This window comes from Pseudomonas sp. FW305-96, assembly GCF_058783825.1.
Genome location: NZ_JBYSYW010000012.1, coordinates 32,438 through 53,596, shown reverse-complemented (window position 1 = coordinate 53,596; position 21,159 = coordinate 32,438). Strand labels below are relative to the sequence as shown.

The 21,159-nt window shown below is 66.1% G+C and carries 20 protein-coding genes; 11 read left to right on the top strand and 9 right to left on the bottom strand.

Translation table 11 applies throughout. The features are described 5' to 3' along the window. The first annotated feature begins 248 nt into the window (after nt 1–248). The 4 genes from AC3WL2_RS11625 to AC3WL2_RS11610 all read left to right on the top strand — a co-directional run bounded on the left by AC3WL2_RS11625 (nt 249) and on the right by AC3WL2_RS11610 (nt 6,169). Nucleotides 249–2,240: a sensor histidine kinase gene (locus AC3WL2_RS11625; RefSeq protein WP_102690671.1), complete on the top strand. Its 1,992-nt coding sequence runs from the start codon at nt 249–251 to the stop codon at nt 2,238–2,240. Between the two features lie 99 nt (nt 2,241–2,339). Further along, the gene (locus AC3WL2_RS11620; RefSeq protein WP_102684168.1) at nt 2,340–3,992 is read left to right on the top strand and encodes an acyl-CoA dehydrogenase family protein; all 1,653 of its coding nucleotides are present in this window, start codon (nt 2,340–2,342) and stop codon (nt 3,990–3,992) included. 77 nt (nt 3,993–4,069) lie between these two features. Beyond that, on the top strand, nt 4,070–5,533 hold the full coding sequence (gene amn / locus AC3WL2_RS11615) for an AMP nucleosidase (RefSeq protein WP_023632409.1): 1,464 nt from the start codon (nt 4,070–4,072) through the stop codon (nt 5,531–5,533). 6 nt (nt 5,534–5,539) lie between these two features. Further along, a complete protein-coding gene (locus AC3WL2_RS11610) occupies nt 5,540–6,169 on the top strand; it encodes a pseudouridine synthase (RefSeq protein ID WP_102684167.1) in 630 nt (209 codons plus the stop codon). 23 nt (nt 6,170–6,192) lie between these two features. Here AC3WL2_RS11610 and AC3WL2_RS11605 read toward each other — a convergent pair whose 3' ends face one another. Then, nucleotides 6,193–6,396 (bottom strand): DUF2788 domain-containing protein, encoded by a 204-nt coding sequence (locus AC3WL2_RS11605; RefSeq protein ID WP_023631482.1) that lies wholly within the window; start codon nt 6,394–6,396, stop codon nt 6,193–6,195. Nucleotides 6,397–6,449: 53 nt separating this feature from the next. Further along, the gene (locus AC3WL2_RS11600; RefSeq protein WP_011535815.1) at nt 6,450–6,926 is read right to left on the bottom strand and encodes an Lrp/AsnC family transcriptional regulator; all 477 of its coding nucleotides are present in this window, start codon (nt 6,924–6,926) and stop codon (nt 6,450–6,452) included. 444 nt (nt 6,927–7,370) lie between these two features. On the opposite strand from AC3WL2_RS11600, the gene AC3WL2_RS11595 reads away from it, so the two are divergent. Then, a complete protein-coding gene (locus AC3WL2_RS11595) occupies nt 7,371–8,204 on the top strand; it encodes a DUF6515 family protein (RefSeq protein ID WP_102684166.1) in 834 nt (277 codons plus the stop codon). 21 nt (nt 8,205–8,225) lie between these two features. On the opposite strand, the gene AC3WL2_RS11590 is transcribed toward AC3WL2_RS11595, so the two are convergent. Together AC3WL2_RS11590 and AC3WL2_RS11585 are read right to left on the bottom strand one after the other, a co-directional pair. Then, on the bottom strand, nt 8,226–9,095 hold the full coding sequence (locus AC3WL2_RS11590) for a cation diffusion facilitator family transporter (RefSeq protein WP_102684165.1): 870 nt from the start codon (nt 9,093–9,095) through the stop codon (nt 8,226–8,228). A gap of 25 nt (nt 9,096–9,120) precedes the next feature. Continuing rightward, on the bottom strand, nt 9,121–9,540 hold the full coding sequence (locus tag AC3WL2_RS11585; protein WP_102684164.1) for a polyribonucleotide nucleotidyltransferase: 420 nt from the start codon (nt 9,538–9,540) through the stop codon (nt 9,121–9,123). 119 nt (nt 9,541–9,659) lie between these two features. Here AC3WL2_RS11585 and hrpB point away from each other — a divergent pair, with 119 nt between their 5' ends. Beyond that, complete coding sequence (hrpB, locus tag AC3WL2_RS11580; protein ID WP_102684163.1) at nt 9,660–12,188, top strand: ATP-dependent helicase HrpB; 2,529 nt, start codon at nt 9,660–9,662, stop codon at nt 12,186–12,188. A 10-nt stretch (nt 12,189–12,198) separates the two neighbouring features. Here hrpB and AC3WL2_RS11575 read toward each other — a convergent pair whose 3' ends face one another. Then, on the bottom strand, nt 12,199–12,861 hold the full coding sequence (locus AC3WL2_RS11575) for a YciC family protein (protein ID WP_102684162.1): 663 nt from the start codon (nt 12,859–12,861) through the stop codon (nt 12,199–12,201). 157 nt (nt 12,862–13,018) lie between these two features. On the opposite strand from AC3WL2_RS11575, the gene AC3WL2_RS11570 reads away from it, so the two are divergent. Both AC3WL2_RS11570 and AC3WL2_RS11565 read left to right on the top strand, forming a co-directional pair. Then, entirely contained in the window at nt 13,019–13,753 is a 735-nt protein-coding gene (locus AC3WL2_RS11570; protein ID WP_102684161.1) for a DUF2076 domain-containing protein, read from the top strand. A 108-nt stretch (nt 13,754–13,861) separates the two neighbouring features. Then, nucleotides 13,862–14,341 carry an NYN domain-containing protein gene (locus AC3WL2_RS11565; RefSeq protein WP_023631362.1) on the top strand — a complete coding sequence of 160 codons (480 nt, stop codon included), beginning with the start codon at nt 13,862–13,864 and terminating at the stop codon, nt 14,339–14,341. An 8-nt stretch (nt 14,342–14,349) separates the two neighbouring features. Here the strand turns inward: AC3WL2_RS11565 and AC3WL2_RS11560 are convergent, their stop codons facing one another. Next, complete coding sequence (locus AC3WL2_RS11560) at nt 14,350–14,808, bottom strand: Lrp/AsnC family transcriptional regulator (RefSeq protein ID WP_023631363.1); 459 nt, start codon at nt 14,806–14,808, stop codon at nt 14,350–14,352. A gap of 152 nt (nt 14,809–14,960) precedes the next feature. On the opposite strand from AC3WL2_RS11560, the gene yedA reads away from it, so the two are divergent. Further along, nucleotides 14,961–15,881, top strand: coding sequence for a drug/metabolite exporter YedA (yedA, locus tag AC3WL2_RS11555; RefSeq protein WP_102684160.1), 921 nt, complete (start codon nt 14,961–14,963; stop codon nt 15,879–15,881). 55 nt (nt 15,882–15,936) lie between these two features. Further along, complete coding sequence (gene rhlE1, locus AC3WL2_RS11550) at nt 15,937–17,268, top strand: RNA helicase RhlE1 (RefSeq protein ID WP_102684159.1); 1,332 nt, start codon at nt 15,937–15,939, stop codon at nt 17,266–17,268. A 34-nt stretch (nt 17,269–17,302) separates the two neighbouring features. Here the strand turns inward: rhlE1 and AC3WL2_RS11545 are convergent, their stop codons facing one another. From AC3WL2_RS11545 to pmrG, 3 genes are all read right to left on the bottom strand, one after another. Continuing rightward, nucleotides 17,303–18,544: a TIGR03862 family flavoprotein gene (locus AC3WL2_RS11545; protein WP_102684158.1), complete on the bottom strand. Its 1,242-nt coding sequence runs from the start codon at nt 18,542–18,544 to the stop codon at nt 17,303–17,305. A 148-nt stretch (nt 18,545–18,692) separates the two neighbouring features. After that, the gene (locus AC3WL2_RS11540; RefSeq protein WP_102684182.1) at nt 18,693–19,607 is read right to left on the bottom strand and encodes a histone deacetylase family protein; all 915 of its coding nucleotides are present in this window, start codon (nt 19,605–19,607) and stop codon (nt 18,693–18,695) included. Nucleotides 19,608–19,712: 105 nt separating this feature from the next. Beyond that, nucleotides 19,713–20,399, bottom strand: coding sequence for a lipopolysaccharide core heptose(II)-phosphate phosphatase PmrG (gene pmrG / locus AC3WL2_RS11535; protein ID WP_102684157.1), 687 nt, complete (start codon nt 20,397–20,399; stop codon nt 19,713–19,715). Between the two features lie 167 nt (nt 20,400–20,566). Here pmrG and AC3WL2_RS11530 point away from each other — a divergent pair, with 167 nt between their 5' ends. After that, nucleotides 20,567–21,136 (top strand): GNAT family N-acetyltransferase, encoded by a 570-nt coding sequence (locus AC3WL2_RS11530; protein ID WP_102684156.1) that lies wholly within the window; start codon nt 20,567–20,569, stop codon nt 21,134–21,136. Nucleotides 21,137–21,159: the final 23 nt, after the last annotated feature.

Sequence of the window (21,159 nt, the reverse complement as noted above, 5' to 3'; positions counted from 1 at the left end):
CCAAACCTTTTTGTGCGGTTCGGTCGCGGCGAGAGAATTGCTGATCAAGTGGTCAGGTTGGTTTTGTTGGATATTCTGAAACGTGCGTCCTAGAGCCTCTGCATTGAAAATCTCAGTAGCTGCCGAGCAGTGCTGGAGGCTATGCTAGAGTGCTCGGATAACTCGATGAACGGGTTCTGCCGGATCACGTCGTCTCAAAGGGAAGGGAGGCAACCGCGACGCGACCGGACAGGCCATGCTGGGGCTGTATGCGCTATTTGCTGATTGTGCTTCTGGGCTGCTTGCCCCTGCTTGCCGGAGCGGTCGAATTCGACGACTCCACCGGGCGCTTGCCGCTGGGCCGCTACATGCAGGTCTATGAAGACCACGATGGCAGCGCCAGCATCGCCCAGGTCAGTACCGCCGCATTCGCCGGACGCTTCCATGCCCATCACGACGAGGTGCTCAACGCCGGCTATTCGACCTCCGTTTTCTGGCTCCGTGTCGATCTTGCCTATTCAGCCACGCCTTCGCCAGCACCACGCCAGTGGTTGCTGGAGCTTGCCTACCCGCCGCTGGATCATCTGGAACTCTATCTGCCGGACGCGCAGGGCACCTATCGCCTGGCCCAGCGCACGGGTGATGCCTTGCCCTATGCCAGCCGGCAGATCCGCCAGAACAACTATCTGTTCGAGCTGCCGCTGCACCCTGGCCAGGCGACGACCGTCTACCTGCGCCTGCACAGCCAGGGTTCGATCCAGGCGCCGCTGACATTGTGGTCGGCCCAGGCCTATCTGGAAGACCAGCCCACGCGTCTTTACGTGCTGGGCATGATCTACGGCGTGCTGCTGGTAATGCTGGTTTACAACTTGTTCCTGTACCTCAGCGTGCGTGATGTCAGCTACCTGTACTACATCCTCTACATTGCCTCGTTCGGCCTGTACCAGGTTTCGGTCAACGGTGCCGGCATCGCCTACTTCTGGCCGGACAACCCCTGGTGGGCAAATGCCGCCACGCCATTGTTCATCGGCGCCGCCGGGTTGTTCGGCTGCCAGTTCGCCCGCCATTTCCTGCAACTGGGCAACCTCAGCCGTGGCCTCGACCGCCTGCTGAAGGGGTTGATGGCAGGTGGTGCGCTGGTGATGGTGCTGGCGGTGACCCTGCGTTACGGCGTGGCGCTGCGCATGGCCACGCTGCTGGCACTGTTGTTCACCGTGAGCATCTTCAGTGCGGGGTTGTATGCCTGGTGGCGTGGCTTGCGCGTTGCGCGCTGGTTCATCATCGCCTGGACGGCCTTCCTCGTCGGCGGGCTGGTCAACACCTTGATGGTGCTTGGGCACCTGCCCAACCTGTTCATCACCATGTACGCCAGCCAGCTTGGCGCGGCGCTGGAGGTGGCGCTGTTGTCGCTGGCCCTGGCCGACCGCATCAACAGCTTGCGCGAGCAGCAGGCGCAGACCCTGCGTGACACCGGACGCACCCTGGAGCAACTGAACCTGCAACTGGCCCGCAGCAACCGGCTCAAGGACGAGTTCCTCGCCACCGTGACCCACGAGCTGCGCACGCCGATGAACGGCGTGATCGGTTCGCTGGAACTGCTGCACACACTGCCCATGAGCGCCGAGCAGGCTCAGTACCATCGCACCGCCACCGGCTCGGCCCAGGACATGATGGCGATGGTCGACGATATCCTCATCCTCACCGAACTGCAGGCCGGGCGCCTGCGCAACCATGGCATGGCGTTCAGCCTGCGGCGCCTGCTCCAGGAACTGCGGGCCGGTTATGCGAGCCAGGCGCTGGCCAAGGGCCTGTACCTGAGCCTGGACATCCCCGCCGACCTGCCCGACAGCCTGGTCGGCGATGCGCAGAAGCTCGCCCGCTGCCTGGCGTGCCTGGTGGACAACGGGCTGAAGTTCACCCACCAGGGCGGCGTTACCGTGCAGGCCCGTGGCCGGCGTACCGGACCTGACAGCCTGGTACTGAGCCTCACGGTCAGCGACAGTGGCATCGGTTTCGACGATCTGGACCAGGCGGTGCTGTACCAGCGCTTCTTCCAGGTGGACGGTTCGATGACCCGGCGCTATGGCGGATTGGGGATCGGCCTGTCCATCTGCCGCCAGTTGAGCGAGTTGATCGGCGCCACGTTGTCCCATGAGTCCACCCAGGGGCTGGGCAGTCGGTTCGAGCTGACGCTGCCCCTGATGGTGGCACAGGTGCAGGCTCCACCGGCCCGTGCCGCCTCGAGCCTGGACCGCTTCTGAACAGAGGTGCCCCCGATGTAGTCCGTTTTGTCACTTTGACTGACCGGCCCGCGGTGCTTCACTGGGTTATCCAGCCATGAGCGGATCCAGGAGGCCCCGATGAACCTGCACCAGTTCGCTGAAACCCACGAAGTCACCAACCAGCCGCCGTCCCTCGACGGTGCCAACCTCTACCGCCTAGACCAGCCCTTGCAGGAGTGGTCGCGGCGTTTCGGCGCCGGCTGGGCCGAGTCGCGGATCGATGCCTACGGTGCCCTGGCCGGTGGGCCGCTGATGACGGCGGGTTTCCTGGCCAATGCCCACAAGCCCGAGTTCAGCAGCCATGACCGCTATGGCCACCGCATCGACCTGGTGGAGTTCCACCCCGCGTATCACCAGTTGATGCGTACCGCCGTCGAGCACGGCTTGCCCTCGCTGCCGTGGGCCGAGCCACGGGACGGTGCCCACGTGGCGCGTGCCGCGATGACCTACCTGCACAGCCAGGCCGAGGCCGGTACCGGCTGCCCGCTGACCATGACCTTCGCTGCCGTGCCGGCCCTGCGGCTGCAGCCTGAGCTGGCCGGCTACTGGCTGCCGAAGGTCCTTGCCCGCGAGTACGACCCGCGCAACGTCGGCGACCGGCACAAGGCTGGTGTCACCCTCGGCATGGCCATGACTGAAAAACAGGGCGGTACCGACGTGCGCGCCAACACCACCCGCGCTTACCCAGTCGGCGCGCCCGGTGCAGGCCAGCCCTATGAACTGGTGGGGCACAAATGGTTCTGCTCGGCACCCATGTGCGATGCCTTCCTCACCCTGGCGCAGACCGACAAGGGCCTGAGCTGCTTCCTGTTGCCTCGGCACCGCCCTGACGACAACCGCAACCAGTTCTATATCCAGCGCCTGAAGAACAAGCTCGGCAACTGTTCCAACGCCTCCAGCGAAGTGGAGTTTCGTGGCGCCCTGGCCTGGATGGTGGGCGAGGAGGGGCGCGGTGTGCCGACCATCATCGAGATGGTGGCCATGACCCGCTTCGATTGCATGGTCGGCTCCAGCGCCTTGATGCGCCAGGCCTTGACCCAGGCCGCGCATCACTGCGCCCACCGCAAGGTCGGTGGGCGCGTGCTGGCCGAACAGCCCTTGATGCAGAACGTGCTCGCCGACCTTGCCCTGGAAAGCGAGGCCGCATTGGCCCTGAGCCTGCGCATGGGCCAGGCGCTTGATCGGCTCGACGACCCGCAGCAGGCACATTTCGCCCGCCTGGTGACAGCCGTGGGCAAGTACTGGATCTGCAAGCGCGCCCCCGGGATGATCAACGAGGCCGCCGAGTGCCTGGGCGGCGCCGGCTACGTCGAGGACAGCATCCTCCCGCGGCTGTACCGCGAGGCGCCGGTCAACTCGACCTGGGAGGGCTCGGGCAATGTGCAGTGTCTGGACGTGCTGCGCGCCTTGTCGAAGGAGCCGGGTGTGCTGGAGGCGCTGTTTACCGAGCTGGGGGACGGGCATGGCGACCCACGCCTGGCGGCGTTCATCGGCAACCTCAAGGGCGCGTTCGCCGATACCGGCGATATCCAGTATCGCGCCCGGCAACTGACCGAGGACATTGCCGTGGCGTTGCAGGCCAAGCTGTTGCTGGAGGCGGGCAACGCCACGGTGAGCGACGCGTTCATCGGCAGTCGGCTGGGCGGTGGTGGTCGCGTGTACGGCGCATTGCCGCGCGGGGTTGATGCTGCGGCACTGGTAGCCAGGGCCACGCCGGTGTGGGCCGGATAACGCCATCGCGGGGGTGTTTTTACCCTGCAACGCAGGCAAGATGGTTGTCATGCATTCCATAAGACAGGAAGCCCAGCGTGAGCCAAGCGTTTGTAGTCGTTGATACCCCCGAACAGGCCGTCGACCGTCTGGCGGCCTTGCATGAACAGGCCACCGGTGCCCTGAGCCAGGCCCTCAAGCGCTACCTGAAAGACCGCACCGAGCCCGGTGACGAAGAACGCGCGCTGTTTCGCTACCCGGCCCTGCGCCTCATCTATTCCAGCCAGGGTGAAGTCGCCGCGACCACGCGTGCCTACGCCAAGGTCCAGGTGGATGGCACATACAGCGTCACTGTCACCCAACCTGCGGCGTTCCGTGGTTATCTGCTCGAACAGCTGCGCCCGTTGATGCACGACTACACCGTGACGGTGGAAGTTGGTGTCAGCGAACAGAACATTCCTTACCCTTACGTGGTTGACCAGGGCGATGAGCTGGCGGGCAGCGGCATCACCGCGGCGCAACTGGCGCGGGTGTTCCCCAGTACCGACCTGTCGGCGGCCACCGACAACACCGCCGATGGCCTGTACGACTGGGAAAGCGCCGAAACCCTGCCGCTGGCGCTGTTCGACGCCGCCCGCGTGGACTTCTCCCTGCGCCGCCTGGTGCACTACACCGGCAGCGACTGGCGGCACATGCAGCCATGGATCCTGCTGACCAACTACCATCGCTACGTCGACCAGTTCATCGCCCATGGCCTTGAGCAACTGCGCGAGGACCCACGCTTCGTGCGCATGGTCCTGCCGGGCAACGTGGTCATCGAGAAGGGCATGGACAACGGCGAGGCCCAGGCCCTGGTCGCCAGCGTGGTCTGGCACCGCTACCAGATGCCGGCCTACCACCTGATCGCCGCCGACGGCGATGGCGTGACCCTGGTCAACATCGGCGTCGGCCCGTCCAACGCCAAGAACATCACCGACCACCTGGCGGTGCTGCGTCCGCACTGCTGGCTGATGATCGGCCACTGCGGCGGCCTGCGCCAGTCGCAGACCATCGGCGACTACGTGCTGGCGCATGCCTACATGCGCCGCGACGGCATCCTCGACCGGGTCGTGCCGCCGAACATCCCGATCCCGGCCCTGGCCGAGGTGCAGCTGGCGTTGCAGGAAGCTGCCGCGCAGGTCACCGGCGAACGTGGCGAGCAGCTCAAGAAGCGCCTGCGCACCGGCACCGTGCTCACCTACGACGACCGCAACTGGGAGCTGCGCTGGGCACAGGAGCGCCCGTTGATCAACCTGTCCCGTGCCGTGGCGGTGGACATGGAAAGTGGCACCATCGCGGCCCAGGGTTACCGCCTGCGTGTCCCCTACGGCACCTTGCTGTGCGTTTCCGACAAGCCGCTGCACAGCGAGATCAAGCTACCGGGGTCGGCCAACGCCTTCTACAACCGCGCGGTCAGCCAGCACCTGAAGATCGGCATCGCCGCCCTCGACCTGCTGCGCACCGAGCTCAACTCGCTGCACTCGCGTAAACTGCGCAGCTTCGATGAGCCGCCGTTCCGCTGAGGATCCATGCCCCTGCCACCCCGTAGCACCCCGCGCCGCCCTGCGGCGCGAACCACCGGCCCGCGTCGCCAGCCCAAGGCGCCGCCGGCCGAGTCGCGCCTGATCCTGTTCAACAAACCGTTCGATGTGCTCACCCAGTTCAGCGACGGCGAGGGGCGCGCCACGCTCAAGGATTTCATCGACATCCCCGGCATCTACCCGGCCGGACGCCTGGACCGCGACAGCGAGGGCCTGCTGCTGCTGACCAACGACGGGCGCCTGCAGGCGCGGATCGCCGACCCCAGGCACAAGCTGGCCAAGACCTACTGGGTGCAGGTAGAGGGCGAGCCGAGCGAGGAGCAGCTACAGCGCCTGCGCGAGGGCGTCGAACTCAACGACGGGCCCACGCTGCCGGCGCAGGCACGTCTGCTCGAGGAGCCCGAGTTGTGGCCGCGCAATCCGCCGGTACGTTTTCGCAAGAGCGTGCCGACTGCCTGGCTGGAGCTGGTGATCCGTGAAGGCCGTAATCGCCAGGTGCGGCGGATGACGGCGGCGGTGGGGCTGCCGACCTTGCGTCTGGTACGGGTGCGTATCGGTGACTGGACGATCGAAGGGTTGGAGCAGGGGCGATGGCGGGAAGTGGCGGCGAAGCTGTAGTCGCCGCCCCGGCGTTGGGGTCGTCAGACCCCTTCCAGAAACCCCACGACCACGCTCTTGATGATGAACGCCAGCACGCCAAGGCCCAGCACAAAGAACAGGATCAGCGTGCCAAAGCGCCCCGCCTTGGACTTCTTCGCCAGGTCCCAGACGATGAAGCCCATGAAGGCGATCAGCACGGTGACGAGGATGATCATCATCCACTCTTCGAATACGGCGGGATCCATCGGTTTACTCCAGGCAAGCGCAAAGCCCGATCATACGCCGGGCGCGCAGGGATTCAACGCAGGTGGGTCAATGGCAGCTCGGTGCTGGCCAGCACCTGGTTGAGCACGAAGCTGGAGCGCACGCTGGTTACTCCTTCGATACGGGTCAGGCTGCCCAGCAGCAGTTTCTGGTAATGGTCCATGTCCGGCACCACCACCTTGAGCTGGTAGTCGGCGTCCATTCCGGTGACCAGGCTGCATTCGAGGACCTGGGGCAGGCTGCGGATCGCCGCCTCGAAGGTTTCGAAGCGTTCCGGGGTGTGCCGGTCCATGCCGATCAGCACATAGGCTGTCAGGCTCAGGCCGAGTTTCTTGCGATCCAGCAGGGCCACCTGGCGCGAGATGTAGCCGTCGTCCTCGAGCTGCTTGACCCGGCGCGAGCAGGGGGACGGCGACAAGCCGATGCGTTCGGCCAGTTCCTGGTTGGAGATGCGCGCATCGCGCTGCAATTCGGCGAGGATGCTCAGGTCGTAGCGGTCGAGCTTGCTCATGGAAAGGACCTTTTCTGTTCGGATTGCGGCGAATTATCGATCCTGAGTGAAAAATTGCGCAAGCGGTATTTATCAGAGCAATCTTCGCAATCCTCTGCCCCAGCGTCTGCCCTATCTTTATCACCAGAATCACTGCCCGGACATCAGTCCACGGCGACGCGCCCTAGGCGGGCGGTCGCGGCCAGCCATCCAACAGGATCCGCCAGGCCCCCGGGCTACGCACTGTCCAGAAGACGGCGCGAGGTGAGCCGGTGCCACAAGCGCCGAGCACGGACGACAATTCCCGAAGGGAGGCCGCAAGGCCTCCCTTTTTTATTGTGCCGCGAATCAGAGTCGTCATTTGTGAAACACCGCACTAGGCTGTGCGCTGTTTCATCTGCCGGTCGTGGTCCCCGGAGTAGACTGCGAACGGTACAAGCGGGCGTTTTCATCGAGAGGAACAACATGAGTTCGCGCATCTGGCGGTTGGCAGGTGTTGGTTTGCTGGGCCTGGGCATCAGCCTGGGCGCCCTGGCCGAGGGTCCCGGAGACGGGCATGACAGTCATGGCGGCCAACAGGAGCAGGGCGGTGGCGAACGGCGTGGATCGCCGCTCAACTCACGTGACGAAGTGCGCCAGACGCAACCGCCGCGCCAGGGCTACTACCAGGACATTCCCCGGCGTTACGGTGACAACCGTCACTGGGAGGCGGGTGGTCCGGGTCAGCGCCCGGGCGGCAATTGGTCGGGACGGCCTGATGGTCATGGCAATGGCTGGGGGCCAGGGCCGCAGTATCACCCCGGGCACACTGTCGATCGCTTCCCGGACCGCTACTGGAAGGTGCCTTATCGTGGACAGGACTACTTCTACTCCGGCGGTTATTGGTACCGGCCGCATGGCGGCGGCTACGTGGTGGTCACGCCGCCTTACGGTGTGCGGGTCGGCTATCTGCCGCCCTATGCCCGCGAGGTGTGGTTGAGCGGTGCGTTGTTCTTCCTGGTGGCCGACACGTACTACCAGTACCAGGCTGACAGCCGCGAGTATGTGGTGGTCAACCCGCCCAGCGTTGCGCCTGCACCGCAGCAGCAGGGCAGTGGCTATGATGTGATCGCCTACCCGATGTACGGCCAGGGGCCGGAGCAGCAGGAGCAGGACCGCTACCAGTGCCACCGCTGGGCGGTGAGTCAGTCGGGGTTCGATCCGGCGACGGCGACCTATGCGCCTCCGGCCAATGTGGCGGACAACTATAGGCGGGCATTGGGGGCGTGCCTGAGTGGGCGCGGCTACAGCGTCAATTGACAAGGCAATTGCGAGCGCGGGCTACACCGGGTCGGCGTGAACCATCACATCGGCCCGCGGATAGCGCTGGCGAATGACCTGCGAAGCCTGCACGCACAACTCATGGGCGGCATGCAGCGGCATTTCGCCGGGCAGTTCCAGATGCAGTTGCACGAACCACTGGCTGCCGGACACCCGTGTGCGCAGGTCATGCACCCCCTTCACCCCGGGAATCGCCAGCACCACTTCGAGCATGCGCTCGCCGACATCGGCAGGCAGTTCCTTGTCCATCAGGATCGCCGTGCTCTCGCGGGCGATCTGCAGCGCACTCCACAGGATGTACAGGGCGATACCCAGGCCAAACAGGGCATCGAGCTGTGGCCAGCCGAAGCGGGCCAGCAGCAGCGCCAGGAGGATGCTGGCGTTGAGCAGCAGGTCGGATCGGTAGTGCAGCGAGTCGGCGCGCACGGCCGTGGAGCCGGTCGCGCGGATGACTTTGCGCTGAAATGCCAGCAATGCGAGGGTCAGTACCAGCGACAGCAGCATCACCACGATGCCGGCGGCAGTGTCGCCCAAAGGCTCCGGCGACGTCAGCCGATCAACCGCCTGGACCCCGATCAGCACCGCGCTGACCCCGATGAACAGTGCTTGGGCCATGCCGGCCAGGGCTTCGGCCTTGCCATGGCCGAAACGGTGGTCGTCGTCGGCGGGGCGCAAGGCGTAGTGAACGGCCAGCAGGTTGAGAAAGGAGGCGGCGGCATCCAGCGCCGAGTCGGTCAGCCCGGCCAGCAGGCTGACCGAGCCGCTCAGCCACCAGGCCACGGCCTTGCTCAGCACCAGGATGCAGGCGACGCTCAGCGAGGCGCGGGTGGCCAGGCGCAGCAAGCGTTGGTGTTCGGCGGTGGCGGTCATGCGCAGAAGATCGTCCGTGGTCAGATCAGGCGGCAGGCACCAGGCCGTAGCTGGCCAGTTGCTCGACACTGCCACGGTGCTGGATCAGCCGTGGGTCGTTCAATGGCAGGCGCTGGCCCAGTTCGCTCTCCAGGATAGCCTGCAGCTTGGTCCTGTCGACCTGGCCGTCGGCATTGACCGCCGGCTTGAGCTTGGCCGGGTCGATCTGCGCGCTCTTGCCGCCGGGGTAGTAGATGGCGCCAGTGGCGAAGTCGATACCGAAGGCGATCAGGCCGGGGAGCACGTAGAAGAGAATACCAATGGCGTCCATGGCCGCGACCACAGGGTCGATCTTGCCTTCGATCTGGCCGCGACGGTCAGGGTAGAACAGGGTGCCGCAGGCCGTCAGCTGGGTCAGCAGGGTGGCGATGAGGGCGCCACCGATGACGCGGGAAGGGATGCGCATGTGAATCTCCGGAAGGTAACGACGATCAAGGGCGCGGCAATCGCCGGCGCCTGAGGTTAAGACCATGATAGGGCAGCCTCGGTTCGCCGTTATACTCGGACGATTGTTCGAGGACCACCATGATTTCATTACCGATCGATGCCGTATTGTCCGACCTGCGCCAAGCCCTGGCCGAACGTGACGAAGCGGTGCTCGAGGCGCCCCCCGGCGCCGGCAAGACCACCCGCGTACCGCTGGCGCTGCTCGACGAGCACTGGCTGGCCGGGCAGACCATCCTCATGCTCGAGCCGCGGCGCCTGGCCGCCCGCGCCGCCGCCGAACGCCTGGCCAGTGAACTGGGCGAGAAGGTCGGCGAGACCGTGGGCTATCGCATCCGCCTGGACAGCAAGGTCGGCCCGAACACGCGTATCGAAGTGGTCACTGAAGGCATCCTCACCCGCCGCCTGCAAAGCGATCCTGCGCTTGAAGGCGTGGGCCTGGTGATCTTCGACGAGTTCCACGAGCGCAGCCTGGATGCCGACCTGGCCCTGGCCCTGAGCCTCAACGGCCGGGCGTTGCTGCGTGACCAGCCGCCGCTGAAGGTCCTGCTGATGTCGGCAACCTTGGAGGGCGAGCGCCTGTCGCGCCTGCTCGACGATGCACCGATCATCAGCAGCCAGGGGCGCATGCATCCGGTGGATATCTGCTGGGGCCGGCCGTTCCAGCCTGGCGAGTTCGTCGAGCCGCGCGTGGTCGACTGCGTGCTCCAGGCCCTGGCCGATGAATCCGGCAGCCTGTTGGTGTTCCTCCCCGGACAGGCCGAGATCCGCCGCGTGCACCAGGCTCTGCAGGAGGCTGTGGGCGAGCGCCCCGAGATCCTGCTCTGCCCGCTGCACGGTGAGCTTGAGCTGAGTGCCCAGCGCGCCGCCATCGAGCCGGCGCCCAAGGGCCAGCGCAAGGTGGTGCTGGCCACCAATATCGCGGAGACCAGCCTGACCATCGACGGTGTGCGCGTGGTGATCGACGCCGGGCTGGCGCGGGTGCCGCGCTTCGACCCCGGCAGCGGCATGACCCGCCTGGACACCCAGCGCATCTCCCGCGCCAGCGCTACCCAGCGCGCCGGGCGTGCCGGGCGCCTCGAGCCTGGCGTGTGCTATCGGCTGTGGTCCGAGGCGCAACATGACCAACTGGCGGCCCACGGCAGCGCCGAAATCCTCCAGGCCGACCTGGCCGGGCTGGCCCTGCAGTTGGCGCGCTGGGGTGTGCCGCCGGAGCAGCTTAGCTGGCTTGATCAACCGCCAGCGGCCGCCTTCGCGCAAGCTCAGGACCTGCTGGCCCGGCTCGGCGCCTTCAAGCCGGGTTGTCGCGACAACCTGAGCGCCCATGGTCAGGCCATGGCCGAGCTGCCTGCGCATCCGCGTATCGCCCACCTGCTGCTGCGCGGCCAGGATCTTGGGTTGGCCAACCTGGCGTGCGATGTCGCCGCGTTGTTGGGCGAGCGCGACATCATGCGCGGCGGCGGTGCCGACCTGCATAGCCGGCTGGCTTTGCTCAGCGGAGAAAGCCGCGCCTCCCGGGGCGGGCAGGGCGGCGTGCAACGCGCCCGGCAACTGGCTCGTCAGTATCGTGGTCAGCTACGTGGCAAACCGCGCAGCCCGGTCGCCGACCCCGATCATCCTCGCTGGTTGGGCGCGGTGCTGGCGCTGGCCTACCCTGACCGGGTGGCGCAACAACGTCGCGACGGCGGCGCCGAGTATCGCCTGGCCAATGGCCGCGCGGCATTGTTCGCCGAAGCCGATGTGCTGATGAAAAGCCCGTGGCTGGTGATCGCCGACCTGGGCAGCCGTCAGGGGCAACGCGAGGAGCGCATCTACCTGGCTGCCGAGTTCGACCCGTCGCTGTTCGACGGAGTGTTGGCCGAGCAGGTGGAGCAGCTCGACCTGCTCGACTGGGACGAACGCGAGCAGGTGTTGCGCGCCGAGCGCCAGCGCAAGGTCGGCGAGCTGGTGCTCAGCCGTGAACCGTTGCCTGGGCTGGACGACGAGGCGCGGGCCAAGGCGTTGCTCGGCCTGGTACGGCGCAAAGGCTTGAACCTGCTGACCTGGACCCCGGAACTGCGCCAGTGGCAGGCCCGTGTCGTGCTGCTGCGCCAGCTCGACCTGGAAAAGGACAACCACAGCGAATGGCCTGACCTGGGTGACGATGCCTTGCTGGCCAGCCTGGAAGACTGGTTGCAACCCTACCTCGGCAAGGTGTCGCGGCTGAGCCATTTTTCCAACCTGGATCTGGCCTCGATCCTGCGCAACCTGCTGCCCTGGCCGCTGCCCCAGCGCCTGGACGAGCTCGCACCGTCGCACCTGGCCGTGCCTTCGGGCTCAAGCATCCGCCTGGACTACAGCGAGCAACCACCGATCCTGGCCGTGCGCCTGCAGGAGCTGTTTGGCCTGGCCGACACTCCACGCATCGCCAATGGGCGGCAGCAGGTCAAGCTGCACCTGTTGTCGCCAGCACGTCGGCCTGTGCAAGTGACCCAGGACCTGGCCAACTTCTGGCGCACCACCTACGCCGAGGTGAAGAAGGACCTGAAAGGGCGCTATCCCAAGCACTACTGGCCGGAAGACCCACTGGTGGCCGAGGCTACGGCGCGGGCCAAGCCGAGGAAAGCCTGAGCGCGCGCGATCAGGTGGTTGCGCCCGCCTCACTCTCCAGTAGCATGAACAACCTGTACAGCACCACGGTGCTGAACAGCTGCAGGAAGCCGCTGAGGCTGTCCAATGCCAGTTGCACGCCGGCCTGTGGCTCGGGGAACAGCTGCAGCAGCAGGCCGTCGATCAGCCACAGCGGCGCCAGTACCGAGAGCATGCACACCATGATGCGCAGGAAGTGCCCGGTGGTCATGCGCGCGCTGGTGCGCATCGCCTCGATCACCGGCAGGCCGCGCAGCACCAGCAGGTACTCGGCGAACACCAGGTTCACCATGATCCACACGCCGGGGAAGATGAACAGCGCCAGGCCCGCCATGATCAGCAGCGAGCTGATCACGATCAGCAGGGCCAGCATCGGCCACAGCTGCAGGGCGCGGGCGAACAGGTCGCGCTTGGCGATGGCCTGGCCATTGCTGCGGGTGTCGAGGTAGAGGATCAGCGCGGCGCTGTACAGCGGATAGAACAGCAGGCTGACCAGCATGCCGTAGGCCGGCGAGGCCTGTTCGCCCAGCTGGTTGTAGAGCAGCTGGGTGCCGAGGGCTTCGAGTACCACCAACGGCAGGCACAGCTGGAGGATGCCCGTCAGGTGACGGCGGAAGAAGTACAGGGAGTCGCGCAGAACGCTCAACGGATTCATCGGTCAACATCGCATGGCGGAAAAAGCAGGGCGTAACTTTAGCCCAGACCAACCGCTTGCTGAAAAAAGTTTCATGGCCAGCGCAATTGAATCGCTGCGCCCGGCCCCCCATCTTTGACGCTGTCCGATGCCCTGTTCAGCGCACGAGGTTGCCCCGATGAACACTGAAGAACAAACCCTGATCGATGGCCTGTTCGGCCGTCTAAAGCAAGCCGAAGATCCGGCCCAGCCGCGCGATGCCCAGGCCCAGGCACGCATCGAGGAGCACCTGCGCCAGCAGCCGGCGGCGCCTTACTACATGGCCCAGGCGATTCTGGTCCAGGAGGCGGCGATCAAGCGCCTGGACGAGCAGAACAAGCAGCTCGAAGCCGAGCTCAAGCAAGCGCGGGCGCAACTGGAGGCAAGTCGCCCCAGTGGCAGCGGCGGCGGTTTTCTTTCCAGCATCTTCGGCGCGGGAGCGCGCAGCCCGGAGCCGCAGCGGCCGGTTGCAGCGGCTTCGACTTCCACAGGGGGTTGGCGTGAGCCGGCGCCGCAGGCTTATACCCCGCCACCACCGCAACAGGGTTTCGGTGCGGCGCCTGCTCCGGCGCGCAGCGGTGCCAGCAGCTTCCTCGGCGGGGCAATGCAGACTGCTGCGGGAGTGGCTGGTGGCGTGCTGCTGGCTCAAGGTATCAGCAGCCTGTTCAACCACAACTCGCAGCCTGAAGAAATCGTCGAGGTGATCAAGGAAGAGCCGGCGCCGGCCAGCGACGCTGGCGGCTGGAACGATCAGGACAGTCAGCGCCAGGTAGCCGACAACGGTGGCTGGGGCAATGACCAGGGTGGGTTCGCCGATACCGACTACAGCGGCGGCGATGATGGCGGCTTCTTCTCGGACGACGACTACGTCTGAGGGCTCTGGCATACTGCAGCGTCTGATCGCGGGGCAAGCTCGCTCCTGTCGAAGCGTGGGAGCGGGATTGCCCCGCGATTGCCTGCCACTGCCAGAGAGAGGCTCCCGGTGAAGAAAATCGCGCTGTTCGCCGATGTACAGAACCTCTACTACACGGTTCGCCAAGGCCATGGCTGCCATTTCAACTACGCCGCGCTGTGGGCCGACGTTAGCCGCGAGGGCCAGATCGTCGAAGCGGTGGCCTATGCCATCGACCGCGGCGACAGCAAGCAGCAACAGTTCCAGCAGATCCTGCGCAACCTCGGTTTCGAGGTGCGCCTAAAGCCGTTCATCCAACGTGCCGACGGTTCGGCCAAGGGTGACTGGGACGTAGGCATCACCCTCGATGTGATCGAGGCGGCGGCACGGGTCGACCAGGTAGTGCTGGCCTCCGGCGACGGTGATTTCGACCTGTTGCTGGAGCGGGCAATGCAACGCCATGGCGTGGAAACCGTCGTGTACGGCGTGCCGGGGTTGACGGCGTTGTCGGTAATCCGCGCCGCAAGCCGCTACGTGCCGATCGAGGGCAGGCTGCTGCTGCGTCACTGAACCCACGCTCAGGTTTTTTTGCCATTACCCCCCAGATGCCCCAGCGGCACCCTTCGCGCCACCGCGCTGGACAGGATGATCGAGGTCTTGGTGAAGCCCAGCTGCGACACGCGGTTGATCAGCGCCTCCAACTCGCCCATGGACGTGACGGCCGCTTGCATGATCACGCACGGGTCACCGGTCACCCGGTGGCACTCGGTAAGTTCAGGGATCTTCTCCAAGGCCTCGTAGGCCTGCTGGTTGCCATGGCTGGCCAGGCGCAGTTCCATCACGCACTGGATCGGCAGGCCGATTTTTTCCAGGTCGACCTTGGCCGTGTAACCGCTGATCACACCGCTGGCCTCCAGCTTGGCCACCCGTTCGGCCACCGCCGGGGCGGAGAGGTTGACCTGGCGCGCCAGCTGCGCGTAGGTGGCCCGGCCGTTTTCCAGCAGCGCGGCGAGAAGCATGCGATCGTACTTGTCCATGGCGATTCCAGGTGACCTTGCAATCGACGGTGAAGCGTCTGCATAACCGTGTATTGCAAAGTGTTTCGGTGTTTTAAACGTGTTTTGTAACTTAAGTTTGCGCGAGGGCCTTTCTAAACTAATCCACCCGTAAACGGATTTCGAGCCCTGCCATGTCCACCGCCCGCCGCTTCCCGCTGTTGCTCATCGGAGCCTTCCTTGCCTTGTACCTGGTGTGGGGCTCGACCTACCTGTTCATTCGAATCGGCGTGGAGTCCTGGCCGCCGATGCTGATGGCCGGCGTGCGTTTCGTGATTGCCGGCAGCCTGCTGTATGGCTTCCTGCGCTGGCGCGGCGCGCCAGCGCCGACCTGGCCGCAGTGGCGCGCGGCCGGCGCCATCGGCTTTCTCCTGCTCAGTTGCGGCAACGGTGGTGTGACCCTGGCCGAGCATGCCGGGGTCGCCTCGGGCGTGGCGGCGCTGGCGGTAGCCACGGTGCCGCTGTTCACCCTGGTGTTCGGGCTGTTCTTCGGCCATCGCAACTCGCGCCTGGAATGGGCGGGGATCGCCCTTGGACTCGTCGGCATCGGCATGCTCAACCTGGGCTCGAACCTGCAGGCCAGCCCCATGGGCGCGGCGCTGATCCTTTTCGCCGCGGCGGCCTGGGCCTTCGGCTCGGTGTGGAGCAAGAGCCTGCCGCTGCCCCAGGGCGCCATGGCCAGTGCCGCGGAAATGCTCGTGGGCGGCGCCGCCTTGCTGATCGGCAGCGCCGTGAGCGGCGAGCGGCTGACCCAGATGCCCACGGCCGCCGGTTGGGGGGCGCTGGCCTATCTGGTGTTCTTCGGCTCGATCCTGGCGTTCAGTTCCTACATGTACCTGCTCAAGCACGTGCGCCCGGCAGCGGCCACCAGCTACGCCTACGTCAACCCGGCGGTGGCGGTGCTGTTGGGGATCGTTTTCGCCGGCGAGCAGATCGGCGCCGAGGAGTGCGTGGCCATGGCGGTGATCATTGGCGCGGTGGTGCTGATCGGCCTGCCGCAATGGCGCAAGGCGCCGCAGCAGCCGGTGCCGCTGAAAGGCGAAATGTGCAAGTAGGGCAGGGCGTTGCGGTAAACTTGCCGCCTTCGCTGAACCCCCTGACGGTATTGCCATGAATTTCGCCCAACTCGGCCTGATCGAACCGCTGCTGCGCACCTTGCAGACGCTGGACTACACCACGCCCACCCCGGTCCAGGCCAAGGCCATCCCCGCCGTGCTCGCCGGTCGCGACCTGATGGCCGCCGCCCAGACCGGCACCGGCAAGACCGCCGGCTTCGCCTTGCCGGTGCTGCAGCGCCTGGCCCTGGAAGGGGAGAAGGTCGCCAGCAACTCGATCCGTGCGCTGGTGCTGGTGCCGACCCGCGAGCTGGCCGAGCAGGTGCACAACAACGTGCGCGAGTACGCCGAAAACCTGCCGCTGAGCACCTACGCGGTGTATGGCGGGGTCAGCATCAACCCGCAGATGATGCGCCTGCGTCGTGGTGTCGACCTGTTGGTGGCGACCCCAGGCCGCTTGCTCGACCTCTTCCGCCAAAACGCGGTGAAGTTCAACCAGGTGCAGACCCTGGTGCTCGACGAAGCCGACCGCATGCTCGACCTGGGTTTTGCCGAAGAACTGCAGTCGGTGTACGCGGCGTTGCCGCGCAAGCGCCAGACGCTGCTGTTCTCCGCCACCTTCTCCGAGCAGATCCGTCTGCTCGCGGGCCTGGCGCTGAACGATCCGCTGAGCATCGAAGTGAGCCCGCGCAACGCCGCCGCGAGCACGGTCAAGCAGTGGCTGGTGCCTGTGGATAAAAAGCGCAAGGCCGACCTGTTCATCCACCTGATGCGCAAGCAGCGCTGGAAGCAGGTGCTGGTATTCGCCAAGACTCGCAACGGTGTCGATCAACTGGTCGAGCGTCTGTTGGCCGAGGGCGTGAACGCCGACGGCATCCATGGCGACCGTCCGCAGGCCACTCGCCAGCGCGCCCTGGACAGCTTCAAGGCCCGTGAGATCCAGGTATTGGTGGCCACCGATGTGGCCGCTCGCGGCCTGGACATCGACGACTTGCCGCTGGTGGTCAACCTCGACCTGCCAATCGTCGCCGAAGACTACGTGCACCGCATCGGCCGTACCGGCCGCGCAGGGAACAAGGGCGAGGCGATTTCGCTGGTGTGTGCCGACGAGGTGCAATTGCTGGCCGCGATCGAGACCCTGATCCGCCAGGTGTTGCCACGGCACGAGGAGCCGGATTTCATCCCCGATCACCGGGTGCCGGTGACCGATGCCAGTGGCCAGGTGCTGAAGAAACCGAAGAAGCCCAAGAAGCCGAAGGAGAACAGCGCCAAGCGAGGCCTGGGGCGCTGGATGGACAGCGAGGGAGCGGGGGCTGCTGCGCCGGCGGTCAAGGCGGTGCGCAAGGTACCGGCGTTCGGTGGCAAGCCGCGCAAGCCCAAGCCTTGAGATCCTCGGGGCTGCCTAGCAGCCCCGGCATTCTTCAGGTCAGGCGCGTCAGCCAATCAGCTGCCGCATTTCCCGCCCGCAACCCACTAGCGAAGCACGCCGTTAGCAGGTACCCACCCGTCGGGGCTTCCCAATCCAGCATCTCCCCCGCGCAGAACACCCCGGGCAGGTTGCGCACCATCAGTCCGTCGTCCAACCCTTCGAACTGCACCCCGCCGCCACTGCTGATCGCCTCGTCCAGCGGCCGGGTCCGCACCAGCACGATCGGCAGCGCCTTGATCGCCGCTGCCAGGCAGGCGGGGTCGGCAAAGGTCGCCTGGTCGGTCAGTTCGCGCAGCAACGCCGCTTTCACCCCGTCGATGCCCAGCTGACCGTGCAGATGCTTGGCCATCGAGCGCGATCCACGCGGCCTGGCCAGGGCCTGGGCAATCTTGTCCACAGGCCGGTCCGGCAGCAGGTCCAGCAGCAGGGTCGCCCGACCGTCGCGGTTGATCGCCTCGCGCAGCGCCGCCGACCAGGCATACACCAGGCTGCCTTCCACTCCCTGAGCGGTGAGGATGAACTCGCCCTTGCGCGGCGCGGCGCCAGGGACGCTCAAGGCAATGTTCTTCAGCGGGGCACCGGCGAACTTGTCCTTGAGCAGCGTGCTCCAGCCTGCGACTTCGAAGCCGCAGTTGCTTGCCTGCAGTGTGGAGATATCCACACCTCGTTCAGTCAGCAGCGGCACCCAGGCGCCGTCCGAACCCAGGCGCGCCCAACTACCGCCACCCAGCGCCAGTACCACGGCGTCTACCTGCACTTGTCGTTCGCCCTGTGGATAACTGATCCGCAAGGCACCAGCGTCGGTCCAGCCCAGCCAACGGTGGCGGGTGTGGATAACCACCCCGGCCTCGCGCAGGCGCTTGAGCCAGGCCCGCAGCAGCGGCGCGGCCTTCATGTCGCGGGGAAATACGCGGCCCGAGGTGCCGACGAAGGTTTCGATGCCCAGGCCGTGAATCCACTGACGCAGGGCATCGGCGTCGAAGTCGCGCAGCAGCGTGTCGATCTCGCCGTGGCGTTTACCGTAGCGGCCGACGAAGGCCGGGTAGGGCTCGGAATGGGTGATGTTCATGCCGCCGACACCGGCCAGCAGGAACTTGCGCCCCACCGACGGCATCGCGTCGAAGACTTCCACCGCCATCCCGCGTCGTGCCAGGGTCTCGGCGGCCATCAGGCCGGCGGGGCCGCCACCGATCACGGCGACAAGGGGGCGGGAGGCAGGGCGAGGATCGTTCATGGCGGGCGACGGGCTGTGGAAAAGGCCGCGTATTCTACCTCAGCGGACCTGCCACGACACTGATCAAAAAATGATCATATCTTTGCAGCTCAGGCGGTTAAAGGGCCGGAGCACCTTTCTCGCAGGTTATCCACAGGCGGTTCCACAGTCATTGTGAACAACCGAGCACCCGCGCCGCGCTGTGGTGGAGGATGCCATGGCGCCGTGCCAGGGCTTGGCGGTCCTTGCTGTAGCCGCCACCGATCACCCCTACTACCGGGATGTCGCGGCCCAGGCACTGGCGCAGCACATGCTCGTCGCGGGCAGCGAGGCCTGCGTCGGTCAGTTGCAGGTAGCCCAGGGCGTCGTCCTTGTGCACATCGACGCCAGCGTCGTACAGCACAAGGTCTGGCTGGTACAACGGCAGCAGGTAGTTCAGCGCATCCTCGACCACCTTGAGGTAGGCGCTGTCATGCATGCCGCGGGGCAGGGGGATGTCCCAGTCGCTCTGGGCCTTGCGCGCCGGGAAGTTCTGCTCGCAGTGCAGCGACACGGTGATCGCCTCCGGCGTGTCGTGGAGAATGCGCGCGGTGCCGTCGCCCTGGTGCACATCGCAGTCGAATATCAGCACCCGGTGTACGCGTCCGGCCTCCAGCAGGTAGCGGCTGATCACCGCCAGGTCGTTGAAGATGCAGAAGCCGGCCGGGTGGTCGTAGTGGGCGTGATGGGTGCCGCCGGCCAAGTGGCAGGCGATGCCATGCTGCAGCGCTTGCTCGGCGGCCAGCAGTGAACCACCCACTGCACGCACGGTGCGTCGGGCCAGGGCTTCGCTCCAGGGCAGGCCCAGGCGGCGCTGGTCCTCGCGGGACAGTTCGCCGTTCATGTAGCGCTCGATATAGGCACGGTCATGGGCCAGGGCGAGGATGTCGGTGGGGCAGATTTCAGGGCGCAGCAGGGCGGTGTCGGTGGTCAGGCCGCTGTCTACCAGGTGATCGCGCAGCAGGCGGAACTTGTCCATCGGGAAGCGATGGTCCGGCGGGAATTCGGGGCTGTAGTCGTCGTGGTAGATCAGCGGCAGGGGCATGGTGTCGGCGCGTTGGGGGCGAACACCGATCTTGCCAGTATTGGTGGCGCTGGCGCCAACGCAATCGCGGGGCAAGCCCACGGAGCTGCGGTGATCTTGTGGCGCTCATTGGCCTGCCGATGCCAGCACCCTTTGCCAGTCCGGCTCGTTCATCCGCCCCAGAATCCGCGCCTTGCCATTGCCATCCACCGACACGAACAGCGCACTGGCGTAGCCGCTCTCACGCTCGCCGCCCGGCACATGCTGCTGGCGGGCGAAGTGATCGATGCAACCATTGTGGGTCACCAGTACCAGGTTGTGCCCGGGCCGCTTGCGGGCCATGGCCTCGGCGGGGAACGGTCGGTCGCAGCGCTCCAGCCAGTCTTCGCTGGACACGGCCTGGCCAAGGATGAAGTGCGCGGTCTGGCGGGTACGCAGCTTCGGGCTGCTGAGCACATCGGCTCCGGTCAGCCCCAGCTGCCGCAAGCCGTGGCCGACCCGCTGCGCCGCCTGGCTGCCGGCCACGGTTATGCCGGTCGCATCGTCCAGGCAGGGGCCTGGGGCGCTGTCACAGCGTTCGGCATGGCGGATCATCACGATCACCGCGCCTTCCTTCCAGTCCTGCAGCAGGCCGCTGTCACTCAGTTGTTGCTCGTTGCCAAGGTTCACGATGTGCGTCCTCGTCGCTAGCCAGGTGCTGGTCCCAGCCAGTACCAGGAGCAGGCCGATGGCGGCGCCGAGCGCGGTACGTGAGCGGCGGCGTTCGGGGCGGGCCAGCAGGGCCGGGTTGTGCAGGGTGTTGCTGGGGGGCATGCGTCACTCCGATGGCAGTGCGGCGTCGACCAAGGCCGCGGTGGGTGCCGGCATTGTGCGAAGGCGCCTGTCGGGGAGCGGTGAAGCCGATGTGAAAAATGCATCGGCTGGACGATGGACGCGGCCTACGCTGTAAACTGCCAGACCGAGATTCTGGAGCCGCGCCGATGACCGCCATCCTCGAACTGGAAAGCCCGCGCCTGGTGCTGCGCCAATGGCAGGACGACGACCTGCGCGAGTTCGCCGCCTTGTGCGCCGACCCACAGGTGATGCGTTACTTCCCCGCACCGATGACCCGGGTCGAGGCGGCCGCGCTGATCGGCCGCGTGCGCGGTCATTTCAACGAGTACGGCTTCGGCCTGTGGGCATTGGAGCGCAAGGACAGCGGTGCCTTCATCGGCATGACCGGGCTGCTCAACGTCAACTTCGACGCGCCCTTCGCCCCGGCGGTGGAGATCGGCTGGCGCCTGGCCCGCCGGCACTGGGGGCTGGGTTTCGCCAGCGAGGCGGCCTGGGCTTGCCTGCGCTGTGCCTTCGCCCAGTTGCATCTGGACGAGGTGGTGTCGTTCACCACCGAGGGCAACTTGCCGTCGCAGAAAGTGATGCAGGCCATCGGCATGGTTCAGGACCTCGAGGGCAGCTTCGAGCACCCACGCCTGCCGCCGAACGATCCGCTGCGCCCTCATGTGTTGTACCGCATCGACCGCGCCCGCTGGCAACAGAACCTGCGCGGCTGAATAGCTCGCCATTCGTACGACGG